Raw genomic sequence first — 21,059 nt, forward strand, 5'->3', positions numbered from 1 at the left:
TTATCCCTCCACCGTTTGTGTTTGTTCTTTTTGATTAGATGTCCACAAGCGGATAATGCCCCAAGTCAATACACCGGCTGCAGTTACCCAGCTCATAATCGCAATGTACTGAACAATGATTCCAACTGAGAAACCTAAATATTCTGTGGTTTCATTTCGTTTAATTGAGCGAGCAGCAAGTTCCCAGATACGTACCGCTAAGAAATAAAATGAAGCGCTGATAATAATGGCTGAAAATGTGCCTAGTAGGCGAATAACCACAGGCTTCATGAAGCGGTCAAGAATATCGACAACAACATGACCGCCACTCCAGGTTATTTTCGGCATCTGTGAAAACACCACTAATGCGATACCAATCTCTGTAATTTCACTTGCTCCCTGAATGGGGCTATCGAAAAAGTAACGACCGATAACATCAAAACAGGTTACTAGCATGAGCATCATTAACGCTGTACCCGCTAGGCACTCAAGCAGAAACGAAACAATGCGGAGTGGCCCCGGCTCATCATAATTTTGATTTAACCATTCAGAGAACGTCATAATTACAACTCGCTCTGGTAAGATTCTGCAATTTGACGGTATTCGGTCAATGCCGCTTTTGCATCAAAGCCTTTATCATCAGCACGTTCGACCCACTCATCACTTACACCAGCAATACGAGATGAAATATCTTTTGCCATGATGCTATCAGCTGTCAGTTTGACATAATCAACATTTCGTTCTTCTGCCGCAGCCAAGCCGACACTATCGGCCTTACTCCACACCCTACCAATCATGGCTGACAATTTTTCACCAGAGACTGATGCAATGGCATCGCGGTCTTTTTTACTGATTTCATACATGAAGTCTTCATTCATAAATACCGAGAAACTACCGCGAAATAAACCACCGGGGTAATCGATAACTTGTGTTGTGACTTCATTCAAACGTAGGGCTTTCTGATCAAGTAACGCAATGAATACGCCATCAACTACGCCTTGCTGCAACATTTCATAAATTTTAGGTGCCGGTGCATTTACATTGGTAACGTTCAATTCTTCACCCACAGCGGCTGCGATACCACCTGGCGCCCGAATTTTTAGCCCTTTCAAATCGTCAATGGTGTTAACCGACTCGCGCAAATGCAACACGCTTGGGCCATTGGTAAAGAGTGCTAGCAGCTCTAGCCCATCATGCTCTTCAGCTTCTGCAAGGTATTTTTCATTCACTCGCCAGTAAGCAACCGAGCTTGCTTCAGCATCTGCATTAATGGCTGGCTGCTCTGCTAATTCTGTACTTACAAAGCGCCCAGGCACATACCCATGTAATGACCAGCCAGCATCAACCACACCGTCTTCCACTAAGTCGAAGTAGCTTTTAGGGTGGCCCAAATCATATTCCAGCTTAACGACAACTCGACCCTCGGTTGCTTCTTCAACCCACTTAGCCCATGTTGGCAGGGCTTCTGCGTTCATTGGGTGTGTTGGAGGTAACCATGTTGCAACACGTAGCGTTGTTGCGGCAGATGCAGAAAGAGAGACACAAATTGCTGACAACGTCATGAAAAATGCTAATAAAATCCGTTTCATATTGACCTCTTGTTATTAATTAAATGTAAGGTACAGATACTTCTTGTTATGTTATTCCCAACAGCTCAGCGACTACGCATTCTGCTCAGCTGTCGGTCCAGTCTTTGGTTTTAATAGATGCTGAATTTATTTGGTAATAGTTTTAATCAGTGGTGATTAATCGGTTACGGTTCTATACGCCCCACTTTGGAATATGGTGCTCACCGAGTGATACGCAGATATTCTTAGGTTCAGTAAATACTTCAAAACTGTACAAGCCGCCTTCACGGCCTGTCCCCGACCCTTTCACACCACCAAACGGTGTACGTAAATCGCGTACATTTTGACTATTTACAAACACCATGCCGGCTTCAATTTGACGTGAGATACGATGTACACGAGCACTATTATTTGTCCAAAGGTACGAAGCCAAACCATATTCGTTGTCATTGGCCATGTTAATAACATCAGCTTCATCATTGAATGGAATAATCACAGCAACAGGACCAAAAATTTCTTCACGGGCGATACGCATATCGTTTGTGACGTCTCGGAAAACTGTCGGGGCAACAAAGTGACCATTTTTCAGGTGTTCGGGTAGGTAATCTGGTTTTTCTGGGCCACCAGCCAGCAATGTTGCACCTTCTTCAATACCCGTACGGATATAGCCTGTAACTTTGTCAAAGTGTTGCTGTGAAATTAGCGAGCCTACCTTGGTATCCATATCCATCGGGTCACCACAACGGATATTTTTAGCGCGATGTGCAAACTCTTCACAGAACTTGTCATAAATAGATGATTGAACAAAAATACGAGAGCCCGCAGTACAACGTTCACCATTGATAGAAAAAATACCAAACAAGGCGGCATCCATGGCGCGTTCCCATTCACAATCATCGAAGATCATAACTGGCGACTTACCACCTAGCTCCATTGAAAACTTCTTCAAGCCTGCTTTTTCAATAATGCGCTTGCCGGTTGATGTACCGCCAGTAAATGAAATCGCATTAACTTCTTCATTAGTAATAAGCGCTTCACCCGTTACAGCACCATAGCCGTGAACAACGTTAAACACGCCTTTAGGCACACCTGCTTGCTCCATGATGCGGGCAAGAAAATCAGTCGTCAGTGGCGATAGTTCAGACTGTTTCATTACTGCTGTATTGCCCAATGCTAAACAAGGTGCCGTTTTCCATGTCCCTGTCATAAACGGGACGTTCCAAGGTGAAATTAGTGCGCAAACGCCTGTTGGCTGATATAGCGTGTAGTTAAGCATTTGGTCATCAACTGGATAGGTATGGCCATTCATTTGCTTTGATGTTTCACTGAAAAAGTAAAAATTATCAGCAGCACGAGGGACAAGTGCTTTACGCGTTTGGAATAATGGTAAACCGGTATCTTTCGTTTCTAGTGCAGAGAGCTCTTCTACATTTTCAGCGATCAAGTCACCAATACGGTCAATGATTTTAGCTCGCTCTTTGGTTGGCATATTTGCCCAAGCTGGAAAAGCTGCACGTGCCGCCTCGCAGGCTTGAGCAACTTGCTCTGGCGTTGCCTGCGCAACGTCTGCTAGCACTTCACCTGTTGCAGGGTTAACCGTGGTAAAAGTCGTTGGGCTAGAAACCCATTCGCCATTAATGTAATTTTTAATCATGTTCCATCACCTTCTATGAATATTACAACCGCTAATTCCGTTTACTTTTTCAACTGGTAAAACATCTTTTCGTTTACCACGGTATTCTCTAGCTTGCCGACTTTTTCAATTTCAATTTCTACCAAATCACCCTCATTCAGTTCAGCCAGTGCACAGGGCGTCCCCATAGCAATCATGTCGCCAGCTCTTAGTGTCATGAAACTACTGATCCACGTAATGGCATCCGCAACGCTATGTTTATAATCTGCAGTGCTACCTATTGAAATGACCTCATCATTAATACGTGTTGTAACAACAAGTTCATCGGGATTTCCCACTTCATCTGCCGACACGATCCACGGGCCAATTGGTCCAGTACCATCAAAACTTTTGGCTTTAACCGGTGGACGGTAATACTTATTGACGTAATCTTGGGCTGTTACGCCATTAAGTATTGTGTAGCCTTCAACATGGCCTAGCGCATCAGCTTTAGTCACACGATAGGCTGGCTTACCGATAACGACGACCAATTCAGCTTGTGGCGTCAGCCACTTAATTTGGTCTGGACGTTGAATAACATCTTTATGACCAATCAATGTATTGGGTAACTTGTAATACAGCACAGGATTTTCTGGCAGTTCCATCTCAACCTCATCGGCATGACGCGCTGTATTAACGGCCAAACCTACAAGGCTTCCCTGTGCGGGCGGAAGCCAAGACACTCGCTGAACATCAATCGCCGCACCTGCCTCATCAACCCAATTGATGCCATCTTTACTTAATATTGTTTTTCTTTGACCTTGATATTCAACATGTGCTTTTTTCATCATATTCCCTCAATGCTGCCTTTCCATTCTAGGATATTCGTCATCATCCAGAGTGGATAGTTAATGTATTAATTAATATGTTAACTATTGTTACCCACAATTTTACATATCGTCAACCTTTGAATTTGATTTTTTCACCATCCACTGTGAATACAAGGACTAAAATTAAATTAAATTGTTAATCAAAAGATAAATTTAGAGATAATTCTGATAAAAACATAGCTACACAAACGCTTGACAACTAGACCTTCAAACAACATAGTTAATGTATTAACTAATTAGCTCAGGGATAGAGAGGACTCAATGTTAACCGAAGAAGTCATTCAGCAAGCGGCAAATCAATTGCATAATGCCGAGCAACATAGAGAGCAAATCAAGCAACTTTCTTTAAGCCATCCGACAATCACCATTGATGATGCCTATAGGATTCAAAAGTGCTGGGTCGAAAAAAAGATTGCTGAAGGAAGAAACGTGATTGGGCATAAAATAGGCCTAACATCAAAAGCCATGCAGTACTCTTCACAAATCGACGAACCGGATTACGGCACGCTACTTGACGATATGTTGTTTGAAGATGGCGCGAAAATTCCAACAGATCGCTTCATTGTGCCAAGGGTTGAAGTTGAACTGGCTTTCATTTTGAAAAAACCACTGAAAGGACCAAACGTAACCATTTTCGATGTATTAAATGCCACCGATTACATTACCCCTGCGATTGAAATTATCGATGCCCGGAGTCAATCCATCGATCCTGAAAGCGGTCGACCGCGTAAAGTGTTCGACACTATTTCTGACAATGCAGCCAATGCAGGCTTAATTCTTGGCGGCCGTGTCATTAAACCAACAGAGGTCGATTTACGCTGGGTATCAGCCCTTCTCTATCGCAATGGCGTTATAGAGGAATCGGGGGTTGCTGCCGCTGTGTTAAACAACCCAGCAAATGGTATTGCATGGTTAGCCAATAAACTTGCCCCCTTCGACGTAACGTTAGAGCCAGGACAAATCATTCTTGCAGGCTCTTTCACCCGCCCAGTACCGGCTCGTGCTGGAGATACATTTTCTGTTGACTATGGCCCGATGGGTTCAATTACTTGTCAATTTGTTTAATTTCAATATCTCTGGGAAAAGAACATGCAATTACCACCAAATACATTTAAACAAGCATTAGCAAAGCAAGAACCTCAAATAGGTATGTGGCTAGGTCTTGCTAATAGTTATAGTGCAGAGCTACTCGCAGGTGCAGGCTATGACTGGCTTTTAATTGATGGCGAACATGCCCCAAATGACATCAACAGTATGCTAGGCCAGCTTCAAGCCATTGCACCTTACCCATCAGAAGCTGTTATTCGTCCGGTATGGAAAGATATCGTGCTGGTAAAACAAATTCTTGATATTGGCGCACGTACCATATTGATCCCGATGATAGAAACCTCGGAAGAAGCCAAACTAATGGTTTCAGCCACTCGCTATCCACCGAATGGCATTCGTGGTGTGGGTAGCGCGCTAGCTCGTGCCTCGCGCTGGAATAGAGATAGTAATTATCTGCATACTGCTGACGACGAAATCTGTGTTTTACTGCAAATTGAAACCAAAGAAGGACTGGATAATCTTGATGAAATTTTAGCTGTTGACGGTGTTGATGGTATTTTTATTGGTCCGGCAGATTTATCAGCAGCACTCGGTCACCTTGGCAATCCAGGACACCCTGAAGTACAAGCTATTATCGAAAACTCCATCATAAAGATATCTGAAGCAGGTAAAGCAGCCGGGATCCTAAGTGCGAGCCAGCCCCTTGCACACCGCTACCTCGAACTTGGTGCTAGCTTTGTCGCTGTAGGTGTTGATACAACTCTACTCGCCCGTGGAGCAGAACAATTAGTTAAGCAGTTTAAACCACAAACAAGCGATAATAGCGCCAAAGAATTAGAACAACCTTCTGTATATTAAACATAAAGGATCAATTTATTTAATATTCGCTGCCAATTTTAAATATACGCACCCTTTACTTTTAATACGACTAAAACGTATGCGGCAACAGTAATGCCGCTTTCGTTACACATTTTGGTCAGGAAAAACTATGTCATGTTTATTTACTGATAAATCAATAACCAAGCACCTTAAGGTGGCCTTAAAACTATTTACGTTATTACTGATCGCTATTAGGTAAGAATAATCATTTAAATCTATTGAACTCATATCAAATCAGGTATTCTCTGTGGTTAAATTACAAAAAAGAGTGGAGCTAATTCTACCGATGAGAAAGTTTGAAGACTCTCTTCCGCTACAGCTGCTTAGAGCGCGTGATAATGTAATGAACTTTTTTCGCCCGATGCTTCAAGAGCATGACATTACCGAGCACCAATGGCGGATTCTTCGATTACTTAACGAACACCGCTACTTAGAGCCAAAGCAAATCAGCGAACAGTGCTGTATTCTCGCACCAAGCCTAACGGGTATTCTCTCTCGTTTAGAATCTAGCGGTCATATTGCAAGGCAGAAATCGGAACAAGACCAACGTCGAACACTTATTTGCCTTACGCCAAAATCAAGAAAGTTTGTCAATGAGCTTACCCCAAAAGTTGATGCTCGTTATCAAGAGTTGTGCGAACACTACTCGCCTGAACTGATTGATAAGCTGTCGGAGTTACTTCACGAGATCAACATGAACAGTAAGTAGCCCTAAACTACCCTGCAACTACCTGTTATTGCCCGCCTTGCTGTCAGTGCGGGTAATAACTACAAATAAACACATTCACTATGCACACTGAATAAAGCCAATCCCTCGCCAAGCCACGTTTCAAAAAAAACTGAAATACCTAAGCAACAATTCCAATTTATAAACAAAATGCCTCGCAAATATAACATTAGAACAAATAAAAAATTGCGTCAAAAAACAAGTTGCAACAAAGCAATATTCAGCAAATTAATTCAAATAATGACAGAAATAACTAACATACAAGAGTTACATCCAGAAAATCACAAGATATCAGGATAAACCGCCATAACGAGTACCAATCATGACTTTTGCTTAGGTTGTATATTAAGTCTGACTTGAATTGATCGCGAATCTGCTAAATCGCTCTCATTTAATACATTAAATAAATGAACATTGACAAGGCAACGATCGGTAGTAGTTCAAGAATACCAGTATGTTTATCAATGGAATAAAACCATGTTAAAGACAACATTCATAACGACATCGATTGGTCTTTGTTTGGCGACTAGCAGCCTAGCGATGAATATCCAACCTGATCCTGAAAATCCAGGGGGGTATCTTGTTGCTCGTGCTGATATTACCGCAGCAGAGAGCGCTAAAACCACTGATCCTATGTATGGTATTTGGGCCAACGCATTAAGTACTGCGCCAAACACCATTGTAGATGCAATTCGGCCAGGCCTTGCATCTAACCCTTTAAACGTTGCTCGTGCAGAACGTGTATTCCCAGAAACTGAGTGGAACTATCTCACTCAAATGGCAGCACCAGAATACACCTACACCCGCTTTTTACAGGCTATTGGTAAGTTCCCTGCATTCTGTGGTGAATACAATGACGGCCGTGATGCAGATGCGATTTGTAAACGCTCTATCGTTACAGCCTTTGCGCACTTTGCGCAAGAAACCGGTGGCCACATTGCGGTTGATAATACGTGGGATAACCCGCTAGGGCTTGAGGAATGGCAACAAGCACTTGTCCATGTTCGTGAGATGGGATGGTCTGAAGGTCAACCTGGGTACACAACGGGATGTGGCCAAAATGACTGGCAAAACCAACGCTGGCCATGCTCTCCAGGGCAAGGTTATTTTGGCCGAGGCGCCAAACAGCTGTCCTATCACTTTAATTACGGCGCGTTTTCAGAAGTTATGTTTGATGGTGACGCCACTGTTTTATTGAATAATCCTGGCCTTGTAGCAGATTCATGGCTAAACCTAGCATCTGCGGTGTGGTTCTTTCTTACCCCACAAGCACCAAAACCAGCAATGTTGCACGTTATAGACCGCACATGGGTACCGTCACAGCTTGAAAAGGACGCCGGTATTGGGTATGGCTTCGGAACAACAATTAATATCATTAATGGTGGTATTGAATGTGGCGCGCAGAATGCCGATAAGGGCCAACCTGTTAACCGAATTCGTTACTGGCAAGGCCTCTCTAACTTTTATCAAATTCCTATTGAATCTGATGAAAAAGATACTTGTTGGCAACAATTACCTTATGGCAGTTTAAATCTGTCTGGTGCGACAGATGTCTTATTCACTAACTGGGATGGTGATTGGAGCTACCATGCAGACCGTCCAGGTGGCGTATCATTTGAATGTAAACTAGTCGGCTATCAAACCGCGTATTCTGCACTTGTCCCCGGTGATTACGAAAAGTGTGTGACTAACCTCTATGGATCTCATGCCAATTGGCCTACGGTTCGCGCAGTAGATAACCTTGACCCAACCGATCCCGTCCCACCACCAGGTGGCGGAGCCTACCCTGCATGGGAGGCTGGAGCTGTTTATGTTGCGGGAGATAAAGTCACTCACCTGAACGTTGATTACGTCGCAAGTTGGTGGACACAAGGTAATGATCCTTCAAAAGGTGGCCCTTGGGCAACGATTGCAGGTGACCCTATTCAGCCGGATCCCCCTGTCACCGAACCTCCCGTTGAACCTGAACCACCAGTCACTGAGCCTCCTGTCACTGAACCGCCAGTCGGTAATGTGACCCAGTGGGTCGCAGGCCAAACACAAGTTGCAAATGGCGATAAAGTCACCAATGGTGGTAAGTGTTTCATTGCCCAAAATAGTCCTGGCGTATGGGAAACCCCAACGTCATCAAATTGGTTCTGGAACGAAGTTACTTGCCAATAAGAAGTTAGCCCCAGTCTGTGACTGGGGCTGTTTTTATACGTATAAACCAACATTTCAACATCGATTTCAAGCGCCTCCCTAGCAAACCTTTCATAGTACCCATCCAGACTCCAACACTAACCAGCCAATATTTTACAACAAAAAACCAACAAATAAGCATCAAACCCATTGACGTTAGTTAATATATTAACTAAATTAAAACTACTTAATACATTAACTACATAAAGACTATAAAGAGTACCCATTATGAAACATGGACGCGTAGAAATTGATGGTGTGATAGAACAAGTGACATGCGGTGATGATTATTCTGTTACCACCAAGGATGGCCGTATTTACCAAGAAAACGAGGTGCGTTGGCTTGCCCCTGAACATGGCGTATTAGCCGGTCTTGCCCTTAATTATGCCGATCATGCAGCCGAGCTAGACTTCGATAAACCAGAAAGCCCGATTATCTTCATTAAATCGCCAACAAGCGTTAATGCACATAATGAAAAAGCATATCGTCCAGATAATGTTAACTATATGCATTATGAGTCTGAGCTTGTTATTGTTATCGGTAAAACAGCCAGTAAAGTCAGCGTTGAGGATGCAATGGACTATGTCGGCGGCTATACCGTTTGTAATGAATTAACCGTTCGTGACTACCTAGAAAATTTCTCTCGTCCACCTGTAAAAGTGAAAAGTGTTAACAGCTTTGGCCCGCTTGGTCCTTGGGTTGTTGACCGCGATGATATTAAAGACCCACATAACCTCGCGGTAAAAACATGGGTAAATGGCGAACTCCGCCAAGAAGGGAACACTAAAGATTTAATCTTCAATGTGCCAGAGCTGGTTGCTTATATGAGTGACTTTATGACACTGCAACCAGGCGATATGATCGCAACAGGCACACCAAAAGGACTTTCAGATGTTAAAGCTGGCGACGAGATTATTGTTGAAGTAGAACAAGTCGGCAAACTGCGTACTTGGCTTGTCTCTGAGTCTGAATATTTTGCTGAAAAAGAAGCTTGCTAATCAACTATAACAACTAAGGAAGGTAAATTATTATGGGAACTCTTGCCCTAGCAGCCAAAGTAACACATGTCCCTTCAATGCTGATCTCAGAGCGTCCAGGACCTCATCACGGTTGCCGAGATGCCGCCATTGCTGGTCATCACGAAATCAGCCAAATGGCGGAAGCACTTGGCGTCGACACCTTGATTGTATTTGATACTCACTGGTTGGTGAACGCAGGCTACCATATTAATGCAAATAGCCACCACCAGGGGATATATACCAGTCATGAATTCCCCCACTTTATTCAAAATCTTGAGTATGAATATGAAGGGAATAGTGAATTAGCCCACGCCATTGCAGAAATAGGTCAAAGTAAAGGCTTAAACTCTATGTCACATGAAGTGGAGTCGTTAACGTTAGAATACGGCACATTAGTACCCATGCGATATATGAACAGTGAAAGGAAATTCAAGGTGGTTTCTATCGCCGCTTGGTGCAGTGTCCATAACCTAGAAGACTCTATGCTGCTTGGCGAAGCCGTGAAAGAGGCAATTGATAACTATGATGGCAAAGTAGCCGTTATTGCATCTGGCTCTTTATCACATCAGATTTGGAATAACCGTCAAGTGGCTGATGGCATGTTCACTATCTCCAGTGAGTTCAACCGCCAAGCAGATCTTGCCTTTCTGAAGTTACTTGAAGAAGGTGATATTAAAACCGCTCTCGATATGATGCCAGAGTACGCTAAATATTGTAGTGGCGAAGGCGGCATGCATGATACCGCAATGCTACTTGGCGTATTAGGCGGGCGAAACTATCAAGGTAAAGCGCAGGTACTTACACCGTATTTCCCGAGTTCCGGTACTGGCCAGTGCAACCTACTATTTAGCCTCTAGCACTTCTTCTTCGCTTAGATCACCTAAACCGAACTCACCACAATAATGAGCTGGCTGCCCTTTTCTCAGGGTAGCCTTCTTCTTCGTCAGTATGAAAACATACAGCTTCAAATTCAAAGGTATCAAATATGGAAATCAGATCACCTGAATTAAAACAATCTGGCCTTTTTATAAATGGAAAATGGCTTGAATCAGAAAAACAATATCGCGTACTCAACCCAGCTAGCCGCCAAACTATCGCATTTGTCCATAGTGCAGGGTTTAACCAAACAGTTGATGCTATTGAATCAGCCGAAATAGCCTTTAAAACATGGAAGAAACATACAGCCAAAGAACGCGCTACCATTGTTCAGCGTTGGGGCGAGCTTATGCTTACGCACAAAGAAGCTCTAGCTGAACTGCTGACTCAAGAGCAAGGTAAACCCATCGCCGAAGCCCGCATCGAGGTCGAATACGCCGCCAGTTTTCTTGAATGGTTTGCCGAAGAAGCAAAGCGGGCCTATGGCGATATTATCCCCAGCTTTAAACCCAATGCCCGAGTTATGGTAACCAAAGAGCCCATTGGTGTCGTCGGTGCCATTACCCCTTGGAACTTCCCATTGGCCATGATCACTCGTAAAGCGGGACCTGCCATAGCTGCAGGTTGTACCGTGGTACTAAAGCCATCAGAAGAAACCCCACTCTCTGCTAATGCCCTTGCCGTGTTAGCGGAAAAAGCCGGTATTCCAGCAGGTGTACTCAATATCGTATCAGGTGATGCGCCAGAAATTGGCCGCGCGTTAATGGAATCAAACTCAGTAAGAAAGATATCATTTACAGGCTCGACTGCAGTTGGCAAACTCCTAGCACGCCAAGCCAGCAATACGTTAAAAAAATTGAGTTTAGAGTTGGGCGGCAACGCACCTTTTATTGTATTTGAAGACGCTGACATCGACCAAGCCGTTAAAGGTGCCATAAACAGTAAGTTCCGCAATACAGGGCAAACCTGTATTTCCGTTAACCGCTTTTATATCCATAACGATGTCTACGATGAATTCACCCGTAAACTGGCCAACGCAGTCAGCCAGTTGAGTGTCGGCAATGGACTTGATGAAAGTAGTAAACTTGGTCCGCTGATTAATGAACAGTCGCTGGCAAAGTCACACCAACACGTTACTGACGCCATAAGCAAAGGTGCAACAGTGCTAACGGGGGGGAAGCCCCACCCGCTTGGCCTTAATTTTTATGAGCCTACAGTATTAAGTGATGCCACTGAAAGTATGCTGATTGCTGTTGAGGAAACCTTTGGCCCTGTTGCTGCTTGCTTTAGATTCAGCAACGAAGAAGACGTTTTAATCCGCGCGAACGAGACCAATACTGGGTTAGCCGGTTATTTCTATTCACGTGATTACAGCCGAATATGGCGTGTATCTGAAGCGCTAGAAGTCGGTATGGTGGGCATTAACGACGGCAGCATTTCCACCGAATCTATTCCATTTGGTGGAGTGAAAGAATCAGGCCTTGGCCGTGAAGGCTCGAAATACGGAATTGAGGATTATTTAGAGATTAAATATTCGTTGTTTGGGGGGATCGACTACTCGCCCCCACTTTAATATTACGATAACGGCTATTTAAGCAGCCTGGTGAAGTTCGATCAGGCTGTTTTCAATTCAAACATCACAATACTGTCGATAAACGGTTATCTATCGGGTTACCATTATGTTTTTCAACATGCAAATTCATCCAGAAAATTCAACTTAACGTCTGTTGATAATAACATCACCATATAGTTCAATGACATTTTTACGCGTTGGATCACCTAAATATTCATATTGAATTCGATAACTAAATTCAGTCACTAACTCACATTCAAAAGGATACGAATGTTCAAATTCAGCACCAACCGTGAATTCATTATTAATATAGACTCCGCCCAACTCAAAAAATAATGCATAGTAAACATATTGAGAATTATCACACTCAATTGAGTTTATCCAGAACCTATCATTAAAGCTTTGCCACTCACCCCACATTTGACTTTCATCATCAAACCGTCGAACTCTACCATCTTCCAGTGAGACCGGTAATTTATTCATGAATGAAATATAGTTGCTCGTACTTGCATTAGGAGGACTAACCGAGATACTGCTCAACTTTACAGGCTCATTACCAATTTGAGGAACTAAATCACCAGCTTCAAGCAGATTCCCACTATAAGGCTGTCGTGAATAAAAAAAGCCATACGAGTCGCCTGGAATATAAATAGGATCACGAACTTCAACAGGGTTTATCTGTTGTAAATCTTGAAAAGAACTCGTCAACGACACTTCCCCAGCCGCCACACCTGTGACACTACTGCTACTAACTGACAACACCGATTCATCAGACGATTGGAGCTCCGTATTGTCTGTTACTAACACTTCATCGCCATTTTCATATTGGGCAATAGTATTAACAAGGAACGCTTGGCCAACATAAACCACTTCAGGCAATTGAGACTCAATACTAGCAATCAGGTTTTCAATATACTCCAACACGATTACTTTGCTCTGACTGCCGTAATTGACAATCAAATCTGCGGTACCACCTATCAAGCTTGAAATAAGAAACACAGCATTGCCTGATTCATCGGTCTGCAGAAATTGGTTATTGAAACGCAGGTTGTCATCCATTGAATAAGCAAATACCGATTGTCCTTCAAGTGAACTGTCATCGACCACATCCGAGACTGTTGCAGTTACCTCGTGCTCTTGAATGCCAGCAAAGATATTTTGTGGCTTTAGGGTCACATCTAAACGTCCTTCCGGTACGCAGGTAAGGTTTCCTACTGCGGCTCCCATTGCAGGCTCATCTTCACCCGTCGACAAATTCACTCGATTATACCCTCCACCGGAAGCATCAGATGTCCAATAAGCGTAATTCGTCGGCCAATTTTCTTTTTCTTTCACCTCTCCTTCCAGCTCTTGATACACCGTTTTAAGCTGTTCGGTATTAGGTAGGTTCATGCCAGTGAGAGAACATACTGTTTGTGCAGTTTGCTGATCAAACAAAGCAATATAGACTTCCTCAGTCTCGGTTTCCTCTTCCTCATTGCTTGCTTTCATTAGCTCAGGTTCGGCTATTTGGTGAAAGATATTGTAGGCATCGGCACTGTCTTTATCCCACGGCGCACTATAAAACGCACCATTTGCCAATGTAATATCATCCCATGGACGAGGTGGTCCAGTAACACCAATGCTAATAACACCTACCGCCCAGCCACCTCGGTGATCGGTTATATAATAAGTGACATAAAACACACCAATACTGTCAGCACGAAAAGTAAAACGGGTATTGTATATATCGCTTGGATCACTTATTTTTACTGTTGCATCAAGGGTATAGACATCGGTGAGTTGAAGGTTATCTTCATCATCAGGGTCATCAATATATGGCGAAACATCAATGACAATCTCTTCGCCCATCGGTACCCCTTCAGGGCCTTTAATGCTCTCGGCGGTAGGCATGTTATTGCCCATTGCTGAAACGGCAACATCAATGTACCCCGCTTTTACATCGCTACCATCAGCACTGATGAGAGAATAAATTAACCGTGTCACCCCTTGGTCTTCTGCTTCATACTGAAATGTTGCACTACTAGTAGCAATATTAATGACAGTGCCTGTCCCCATCACTAACACATCAACATCTAGCAAATAGCCTTCAGGGTAGGTATACCCCGGCGCTTGCTCTTCAGTCAGGTTTTTTAAATCAACCGCTAAGGTATCACCCTCTGTCGCCATTAACGCAACGGGTACTAAGTTTGCCGACTGGCTACTTGAACTCACGACAACATAGCTATCAGCATTTGCAGACTTACTATGGGCAGCGTTGGCAGCATGGTTGGTTACAGTATATTCGTAATAGCAGCTTTCAGGTGTTGATGTGCTTACTGTAAAACTCAACCCCTGCTTATCGAGTTCTGAAACCCCACATTCGCCTGATACTGCACGTACAGACTCGAGTGTGACAGGTAACCCCTGCGGATCAGCGACATCACCTTTGAGTGATACTGTATTAGTCTCACCATCTACCTGAAGCTGGGTAAAATTATTCTCAACCCATGGGGCGCTTACAGTATCAACTGACTGATTACCTGTACCATTTTCTGCACTGCTATCACCGCCACAACCGCTGAGTAACAAAACAAGCTGAAGTGACAGGGTTATGAATAAATTCGTATTTTTCATCTATAGCGACCATCTTTTATTATCACGATTTACCAACCACTGCTAACGTTCATTGATGCCAATAAACGTCGCGTCTATCCGTATTTCAACTCGGCGGTTTTTCGCCCGGCCTTCAAAAGTAGAATTGTCAGCAATTGGATGACGGGTCCCCATACCCAGAGCGACTATCTGATTCGGCTCGATCCCATGCTGAATTAGATACTCTTTAACGACATCAGCACGTTGCTGAGTTAGCCGATCATTCAGTCTTTGCGAACCCGTACTATCTGCATGACCCGTTATAATCACTGAAACCTTATTGGCAGTTGAGAACTTTTCCACCAGCTCATCAAGTGTACCGATTGATTTAAGCGCACTTGTTCCACTACCAAATGACACGGTCTTAGTTATTACTTCCGTCCGGGTTTCTGGCTCTGGCGGGACAACAGGTTCAACTGTCGGGGTCAACACTACTTCGTCCTCTGGTGGGTTAAGCAACCAAGAAAAACCCAGATAGTATTCATTGCGATTATCAAAATCATCGTCGAAATGAAAGCGATAACCAGCCTGAAGACTTACTGACTCAGTCACTTCAAAGTCCAAGCCATAATCGGTATACATATCGGCCTCAAGAGCACCGATACCTAAGCTCATGCTCAATTCATCAGTAATGGTAAATGGCTTTGCTACGCCATAATCCAACTTTGTATCTAAATCACCATCAGGGTTATCAGCTTCATCAAAAGGCAGGTAACCACCTAAATGCCAATCTAGTGACCAAAGATTTGTTGATATCGCCAAACCAAAAGCCGGATTATTTGTGGCATATATGCGGTTTTCTAAAAACCAAGGCTGTGCCTCCTGCTCTGCAGCCATTAAAGGGAATACCCTGAACAATAAAGCCATCAGCACAGCGGCCAAAATTCCTTTCCGTTTCATTTACAGAGCCTCCTCAAAATACACTGTGAATTGGCCTCGATATTGACCTGTTTCTATTTCACTAGGCCCAACATCATCATAATGAGCACGAAGATCGAACTGGAACTCATCCAATCCGTTATTACCAACGACGGTTTCGCCATCAGCAAGCTGTAACACACCGTTAGTGACAATAGGGCTCTCATCACAAGCAGTACAAGAAATGCTGTACGGCAGCTTTTGTTGCGGATCTGATTCCAGACTCATCTGATAAGGCACATCATCAAAACTTAACTGCACCCCTTGGGTAAAATAACCTTTAGCCGTAACACGGAAAGACGTACTCCCCGAAACTGTATTATCTATCGTGTTATAGATAGGGAGCATATCCCCATTGCCTTCTACCGTCAGACTTTCTAACCTCGCGGCTTCATAACGAATTCTCACGATAACGGGCACGAGTAATGACTGACGGTATGTCCAAGTACCCGTCGGCGATTTAAAGTAATAGGCAGGTCGCACATTCACTGTTCCAGTGTATTGACCGCTACCGACCCCTTTACTGCGAAATGCTTGAGCTATTTGCTGGCTATCCGCTTCCAAAACTGGTCGGGCAAACTGAAATGGGGTGTACATTACTGACGAGGAAGATGTTTGGTAGCTTTCACTCGCAATACAACTATGACCGATAGCCCTTGCTGTTGTCGCTGTTTGTTCAACCGGAGGCGTACATAAGCCTGGCCCTGAAAACGTGGGGTTACCCCGATGTGGAAATTTATCAGCTGCCTGCCCTAAACCATAATCGAGGCCCACTACTTTAATTGGCACCGTCACTAATTCACCAATGCTGTTTTGTAAATCCACTTCAGTTGCAGGCTGAGTCATGAACGTGCCAGGTATCCATTCACTGGTTGGCTGCAATCCATTCACTGGTTGCCAATTACTCAAGGTCAAATAACTGCCACTGACTTGACCGTTTTGCCAGCGTAATGTTTCACCTTCAAGGGTGCCATTTAGCGTTGCCGCCTGAACCGAAGCCGATAACACTAAGCTTTCAACCAGCAACCCACTCACCTTAAAGAGTAAATTCATCCTCATACCTCTGATTATGATTCGCGACGGTCACCTGGACATTGCTACCTTGCAGCCCTTCGGGTAATTTGAATTCGAGGTAGCGCCCTGAAAGCACGTGATATACTGCTCGGCATGATTTTCGTGCACTGAATTCATTACAATTATCAAATTCAACTTTTAGATAGGTGTTGCCTGTATTGCTCACTTTCACAGTTTGAGAGGCTTCTTCATAATCCCATTCATAACTTACGTTCTGTTCTGCTGCAGGTATTACGTAATATGGCGCCATCCCAAACGCAATGGCGACTTCTTGTCCTTCAATTTTTTCAGGCGCACTAACCGGTGAAAAACGAATTTGATAAACCAAGTCTTCGCTACGATTACAATTACTTGAGCATAAATATTTCACGGCAACATCTCTCACTTCGCCCGGTAACAGGCGGAGCTTTGATGGATTAACGGCCAAATCCCAAATCATGAAATTATCACGGGTCAGTGGGATTTTATTTATTCCACCTTCTTCTATTTGTATTTGCAGTACTTCCCCTTTCACATATATCGTTTCTCGGTTGGTATTTGATAAAGTGAAAACGCCATGACCATTTTCATTACTGGTTTGAAATAACGTATCTAGTTGGAAGGTAGGAGCAGCATTTACTGACCAAGCGCTAAATATTAACGTGATAAACAATGTCCATAGACTTAGCGTATTGATAGCATTTTGATTCATGACTTTATTTTCTCTCAAATAATTAACGGGATACAAATGTCGGGGTATTGAGTGTTTCCTCAAGGGCATACTGACCCAATGCCGAAATAGTTTGGCGATGAACATTCGCTAGTCGTTCTGTCGTTTCAATAAATAAAAAAATACGCTTTCCGACCTGATGGCGAATAAATGTTAGCGGCTCCCCTTGTAGGGATTTCTCATAAGTTTCAATAACACTGGTATCATTAAATTCACCGACATAGTAGAAATACCCACCGCCTTCCCCTCGAGATAAGCGAAGACCACCTTCTTCCTCATCAAAGACAGGCATACAAAAATTCTGGCCTAAGTTTTGGGTGGAAAAAGTATCGGGCGATGGAATAAGGCAGCGTTGAGCACTGGTTCGAAGCTCAAACGGTAATCCAGCACTCACTCGAAACTTAAATACGCCTTCCGTTAACACTTCAACACCAACACACCCTTCACCACGGCATTCAACCATATCAACAGGGTTACCTTCGATATCATTGAAAATCGAGATGTACGATTTAATTTCTCGCATATCGACATTAAGGCGGACCATAGTGCCTGGATAACTACTTGCAGCGGTACCAGATTCACCTCGGTTATGGTAATCACTCGCCGCTTCATCAAGTGTTACTTGGTATTCCTGATAACGTGCTAAAGGATATATCACTTCATCGCTATCCAAGAGCAAACGTCCAGCGCTATCACCATTACCTTTTAGGTTAGCGACGGTCAGAAAGTCACTCTGCCCTTTATCAATACTTGCAGCACTTCCTGCACCTACGTTTTCAACCAATAAATAAGATTCAGCGCGCTTTCGGGTTTGGTAGATACCGTCTAACGTGACGACCGAACTGGCGTTTATATTGGCAGATACATTAAAGCTGTCATCATCACCATAAGTAAAAGCGCTACCCGATAAGTAGTCGTTGCCATAATAGCCAGAAGCTGAGGCATCAACACTCAGATCATCATCTCCCCCATCAAAGCCATCATAAATACTCCCAACTTCAAGGCTGACCGATGCATCAGGTGAAATGGTGTAAGAATTTCCCGCAGCAATGCGGTGACTTTGGCTGTTTTCATCAAGGTTTAGACTATAAGAGGCATAAGCACTTCGGCTTAACGGCAAAGAAACCGACAGTGCAAATGCAAATTCATCACTTTCCATGCCCAAAGTATCTTCATCATCTGAATAGGTGACGCTGACATCAACGGTTGAGTTCTGCCATGCACTGAAGGTATAGCCTGCAGTTAACGATTCATATCGGCTGAGGATCTCATCGTCATTATCAAGCATGATGCTATCTAGCCCCTCACTTTCGAAATAGGAATAACTGATGTATGCCCTGCCAGCTCCAACAGGATGGGCATACCCCGCAGTCAACTGACTGTTCGATCCGTACCCAAATAAATAATTAGAAAACGTCATTTCTTGTGGCGTATCGGTACGGTCAGTGAAACGACTGGCATTAAACCTTACTCCCAAAAATGTAAGTGTTGATTGCAGGTAGTAACTTTCATCACTAAAGTGGCCATAGAGGCCTTCCCAAGCAAAATCAGCAATTGGCTGATAGGTAAAAGCCAGCTTGGCGAAATAGTCCTGCGCTGTATTAAATACGCCGAATCCCAGTTTCAGATCTTGTGTTAATTGAGTAGCTGCGCGGGCTTCAGTAAACGCTTCATACTGATAGTCTTCTATTTGGTTTGCCACAAATTCGTTACTCACGACTTCTTGGTCATATAGTTTGCCGACCGCAAAGAAATAATCCCACTCACCGCTAGCCATTTGTGAACTCGTAGTGTTATATATTTTATGTACTTGTTCATATAGCACCCGCTCGCCAGCCCTAACTTCAAATGTCAGAGTAGATATCCCATTAGGTAAATCATCATAAGAAACAAAGTTTTGACCTGCTGACACATTTTGCTCAAATACAGGTGTGCCGTCTTCACGACGAACAAAAAGTCGTCCTGCTTGAGTAATAGAAAAATAGATCCGAGGCCGTTGTGTTGAATTTTTAAATTTCAGCTCTCGCGTAGTGCCAGCGGAAGCCTCTAATACACTGAGATCTTCTTCAGTATCCAGAAAAGCCGTGCCATTCCATACTCTGGGTACATTCTCTGATGTAAAACCAAACTTAATTCGATGTTCACCGGTTAAGTAATTCGCGGCTAATTCATCAAGGTAAACATAAGCACCTTCGCTATTATCTTCATCGGTTGTGGCATTTAGATCTGCACGAATATAACCACCGTAGAGCCCTAGAAAAGCTTCATTTTGGTAATACAACTGCGGGCTACCTTCTGAGCCACCATCAGCACTTAGCCTATGGTGCATAACTAACGCATTTTCTCCCGTTTTATCGTCGATATAACGCTCTTGGCTTTGTACCGTGGCCATACCAGAATCAGGTACGATTACTCGTAATGTCTTTTGTTCTCTAACCACGACATACTGCACTGTATTCCACCCACTTTCCGCGATCTGACAAGTGGCACGTCGTCCCTTACAATGTACCGAATCATTCACCCCACGAACCAAATCTGACACAATTTGTTGCGATAGTTTGGCGTTTACATACTGACGCTCAAAAAACTCAGCCAGTGCCACTTTATCCTCTACGATTACTGTTACTGAACCTAGCCCCATCATCGCAGGTAAGGTTACCGATGCTTCATCATTTATAATAATGCGAGCATTGACCCTCTCCAGTTCAAACAGGTCATCGAATCCTTCTGGCACCTGAGCAAATAATAAAGACGGCATAACACATACCACTAGCCACCTTTTCATAACGCCAACTCAGCCTCAATTTTAATCGAACCATTACAGTCAAACGCCTCCTCCGTAATTTGGTGACTACGAAGCGTTAGCGAATTACGCCCCATACGCCGGCCGCCCTCGTCAATTTCACCTAATACTTGTAGCGATGACGAATCTCCCTCATCAATTTTTGTCCCGTCGATCAACACGTCCATCACATTAGACAACACGGTATCCGTGCCATTATTACCAACACGGCGACACTCAGACTGATTTTGGGTTAGCGTCAATTTATATGTAAAAGTGGCACTTTCTTCTGCTGGAATTTCGGTCTTAACTAGCAACTCGCTATGAGCGTCATAAAAACGATTTTGTGACTTATCGAATAACAATAAGAATGACGATGGAGTCGCAGTTAATGATAGTGAATAAGGATATAGCAATGCTTTATTGATATAAGTTGATACTGGTAATATTTCAGTAAATTGAGCAGCCAATAATACTTGAGAAGCGAACCCGCAAGCTATCGTGAATATCAATACTTTTAATTGCATCGCCATTACTCTGCATACAGCATATAAAATCTAAAGAGTGGGCAACAAAGTTACACTGTTACC

General features: G+C 43.5%; 17 protein-coding genes. 7 read left to right on the forward strand and 10 right to left on the reverse strand.

What is annotated here, in order from left to right:
- The 4 genes from L4D78_RS22470 to L4D78_RS22485 all read right to left on the reverse strand — a co-directional run bounded on the left by L4D78_RS22470 (nucleotide 1) and on the right by L4D78_RS22485 (nucleotide 4,010).
- Nucleotides 1–540, reverse strand: a complete 540-nt coding sequence (locus L4D78_RS22470; protein WP_428468990.1) for a TRAP transporter small permease — start codon at nucleotides 538–540, stop codon at nucleotides 1–3.
- 2 nt (nucleotides 541–542) lie between these two features.
- The gene (locus L4D78_RS22475; RefSeq protein WP_428468991.1) at nucleotides 543–1,568 is read right to left on the reverse strand and encodes a TRAP transporter substrate-binding protein; all 1,026 of its coding nucleotides are present in this window, start codon (nucleotides 1,566–1,568) and stop codon (nucleotides 543–545) included.
- Between the two features lie 172 nt (nucleotides 1,569–1,740).
- Entirely contained in the window at nucleotides 1,741–3,201 is a 1,461-nt protein-coding gene (hpaE, locus tag L4D78_RS22480) for a 5-carboxymethyl-2-hydroxymuconate semialdehyde dehydrogenase (protein WP_428468992.1), read from the reverse strand.
- A gap of 41 nt (nucleotides 3,202–3,242) precedes the next feature.
- Nucleotides 3,243–4,010 carry a fumarylacetoacetate hydrolase family protein gene (locus L4D78_RS22485; RefSeq protein ID WP_428468993.1) on the reverse strand — a complete coding sequence of 256 codons (768 nt, stop codon included), beginning with the start codon at nucleotides 4,008–4,010 and terminating at the stop codon, nucleotides 3,243–3,245.
- A 300-nt stretch (nucleotides 4,011–4,310) separates the two neighbouring features.
- Here L4D78_RS22485 and hpaH point away from each other — a divergent pair, with 300 nt between their 5' ends.
- The 7 genes from hpaH to L4D78_RS22520 all read left to right on the forward strand — a co-directional run bounded on the left by hpaH (nucleotide 4,311) and on the right by L4D78_RS22520 (nucleotide 12,352).
- Nucleotides 4,311–5,114, forward strand: a complete 804-nt coding sequence (gene hpaH / locus L4D78_RS22490; RefSeq protein ID WP_428468994.1) for a 2-oxo-hept-4-ene-1,7-dioate hydratase — start codon at nucleotides 4,311–4,313, stop codon at nucleotides 5,112–5,114.
- A 24-nt stretch (nucleotides 5,115–5,138) separates the two neighbouring features.
- On the forward strand, nucleotides 5,139–5,954 hold the full coding sequence (gene hpaI / locus L4D78_RS22495) for a 4-hydroxy-2-oxoheptanedioate aldolase (RefSeq protein ID WP_428468995.1): 816 nt from the start codon (nucleotides 5,139–5,141) through the stop codon (nucleotides 5,952–5,954).
- 307 nt (nucleotides 5,955–6,261) lie between these two features.
- The gene (hpaR, locus tag L4D78_RS22500) at nucleotides 6,262–6,684 is read left to right on the forward strand and encodes a homoprotocatechuate degradation operon regulator HpaR (protein ID WP_428468996.1); all 423 of its coding nucleotides are present in this window, start codon (nucleotides 6,262–6,264) and stop codon (nucleotides 6,682–6,684) included.
- Between the two features lie 495 nt (nucleotides 6,685–7,179).
- The gene (locus L4D78_RS22505) at nucleotides 7,180–8,865 is read left to right on the forward strand and encodes a chitinase (RefSeq protein WP_428468997.1); all 1,686 of its coding nucleotides are present in this window, start codon (nucleotides 7,180–7,182) and stop codon (nucleotides 8,863–8,865) included.
- A gap of 246 nt (nucleotides 8,866–9,111) precedes the next feature.
- Nucleotides 9,112–9,882 (forward strand): fumarylacetoacetate hydrolase family protein, encoded by a 771-nt coding sequence (locus L4D78_RS22510; RefSeq protein WP_428468998.1) that lies wholly within the window; start codon nucleotides 9,112–9,114, stop codon nucleotides 9,880–9,882.
- A 32-nt stretch (nucleotides 9,883–9,914) separates the two neighbouring features.
- A complete protein-coding gene (hpaD, locus tag L4D78_RS22515) occupies nucleotides 9,915–10,760 on the forward strand; it encodes a 3,4-dihydroxyphenylacetate 2,3-dioxygenase (protein WP_428468999.1) in 846 nt (281 codons plus the stop codon).
- 128 nt (nucleotides 10,761–10,888) lie between these two features.
- The gene (locus L4D78_RS22520; protein WP_428469000.1) at nucleotides 10,889–12,352 is read left to right on the forward strand and encodes an NAD-dependent succinate-semialdehyde dehydrogenase; all 1,464 of its coding nucleotides are present in this window, start codon (nucleotides 10,889–10,891) and stop codon (nucleotides 12,350–12,352) included.
- A gap of 144 nt (nucleotides 12,353–12,496) precedes the next feature.
- Here the strand turns inward: L4D78_RS22520 and L4D78_RS22525 are convergent, their stop codons facing one another.
- Genes L4D78_RS22525 through L4D78_RS22550 form a run of 6 tightly spaced genes read right to left on the reverse strand, consistent with a single transcriptional unit; the run spans nucleotide 12,497 to nucleotide 21,002 of the window.
- Nucleotides 12,497–14,968, reverse strand: a complete 2,472-nt coding sequence (locus tag L4D78_RS22525) for an adhesion domain-containing protein (protein WP_428469001.1) — start codon at nucleotides 14,966–14,968, stop codon at nucleotides 12,497–12,499.
- Nucleotides 14,969–15,010: 42 nt separating this feature from the next.
- Nucleotides 15,011–15,886, reverse strand: a complete 876-nt coding sequence (locus L4D78_RS22530) for an OmpA family protein (protein WP_428469002.1) — start codon at nucleotides 15,884–15,886, stop codon at nucleotides 15,011–15,013.
- A complete protein-coding gene (locus L4D78_RS22535; RefSeq protein ID WP_428459785.1) occupies nucleotides 15,887–16,957 on the reverse strand; it encodes a hypothetical protein in 1,071 nt (356 codons plus the stop codon).
- A complete protein-coding gene (locus L4D78_RS22540; RefSeq protein ID WP_428469003.1) occupies nucleotides 16,941–17,669 on the reverse strand; it encodes a hypothetical protein in 729 nt (242 codons plus the stop codon). Before L4D78_RS22540 ends, L4D78_RS22535 begins: the two co-directional genes overlap by 17 nt.
- Before the next feature lie 22 nt (nucleotides 17,670–17,691).
- Nucleotides 17,692–20,445, reverse strand: coding sequence for a CS1-pili formation C-terminal domain-containing protein (locus L4D78_RS22545; RefSeq protein ID WP_428469004.1), 2,754 nt, complete (start codon nucleotides 20,443–20,445; stop codon nucleotides 17,692–17,694).
- Nucleotides 20,446–20,468: 23 nt separating this feature from the next.
- Nucleotides 20,469–21,002: a hypothetical protein gene (locus L4D78_RS22550; protein WP_428469005.1), complete on the reverse strand. Its 534-nt coding sequence runs from the start codon at nucleotides 21,000–21,002 to the stop codon at nucleotides 20,469–20,471.
- Between the last annotated feature and the right edge of the window lie 57 nt (nucleotides 21,003–21,059).

Source organism: Photobacterium minamisatsumaniensis (assembly GCF_050336695.1).
Taxonomy (GTDB): Bacteria; Pseudomonadota; Gammaproteobacteria; order Enterobacterales; family Vibrionaceae; genus Photobacterium; species Photobacterium minamisatsumaniensis.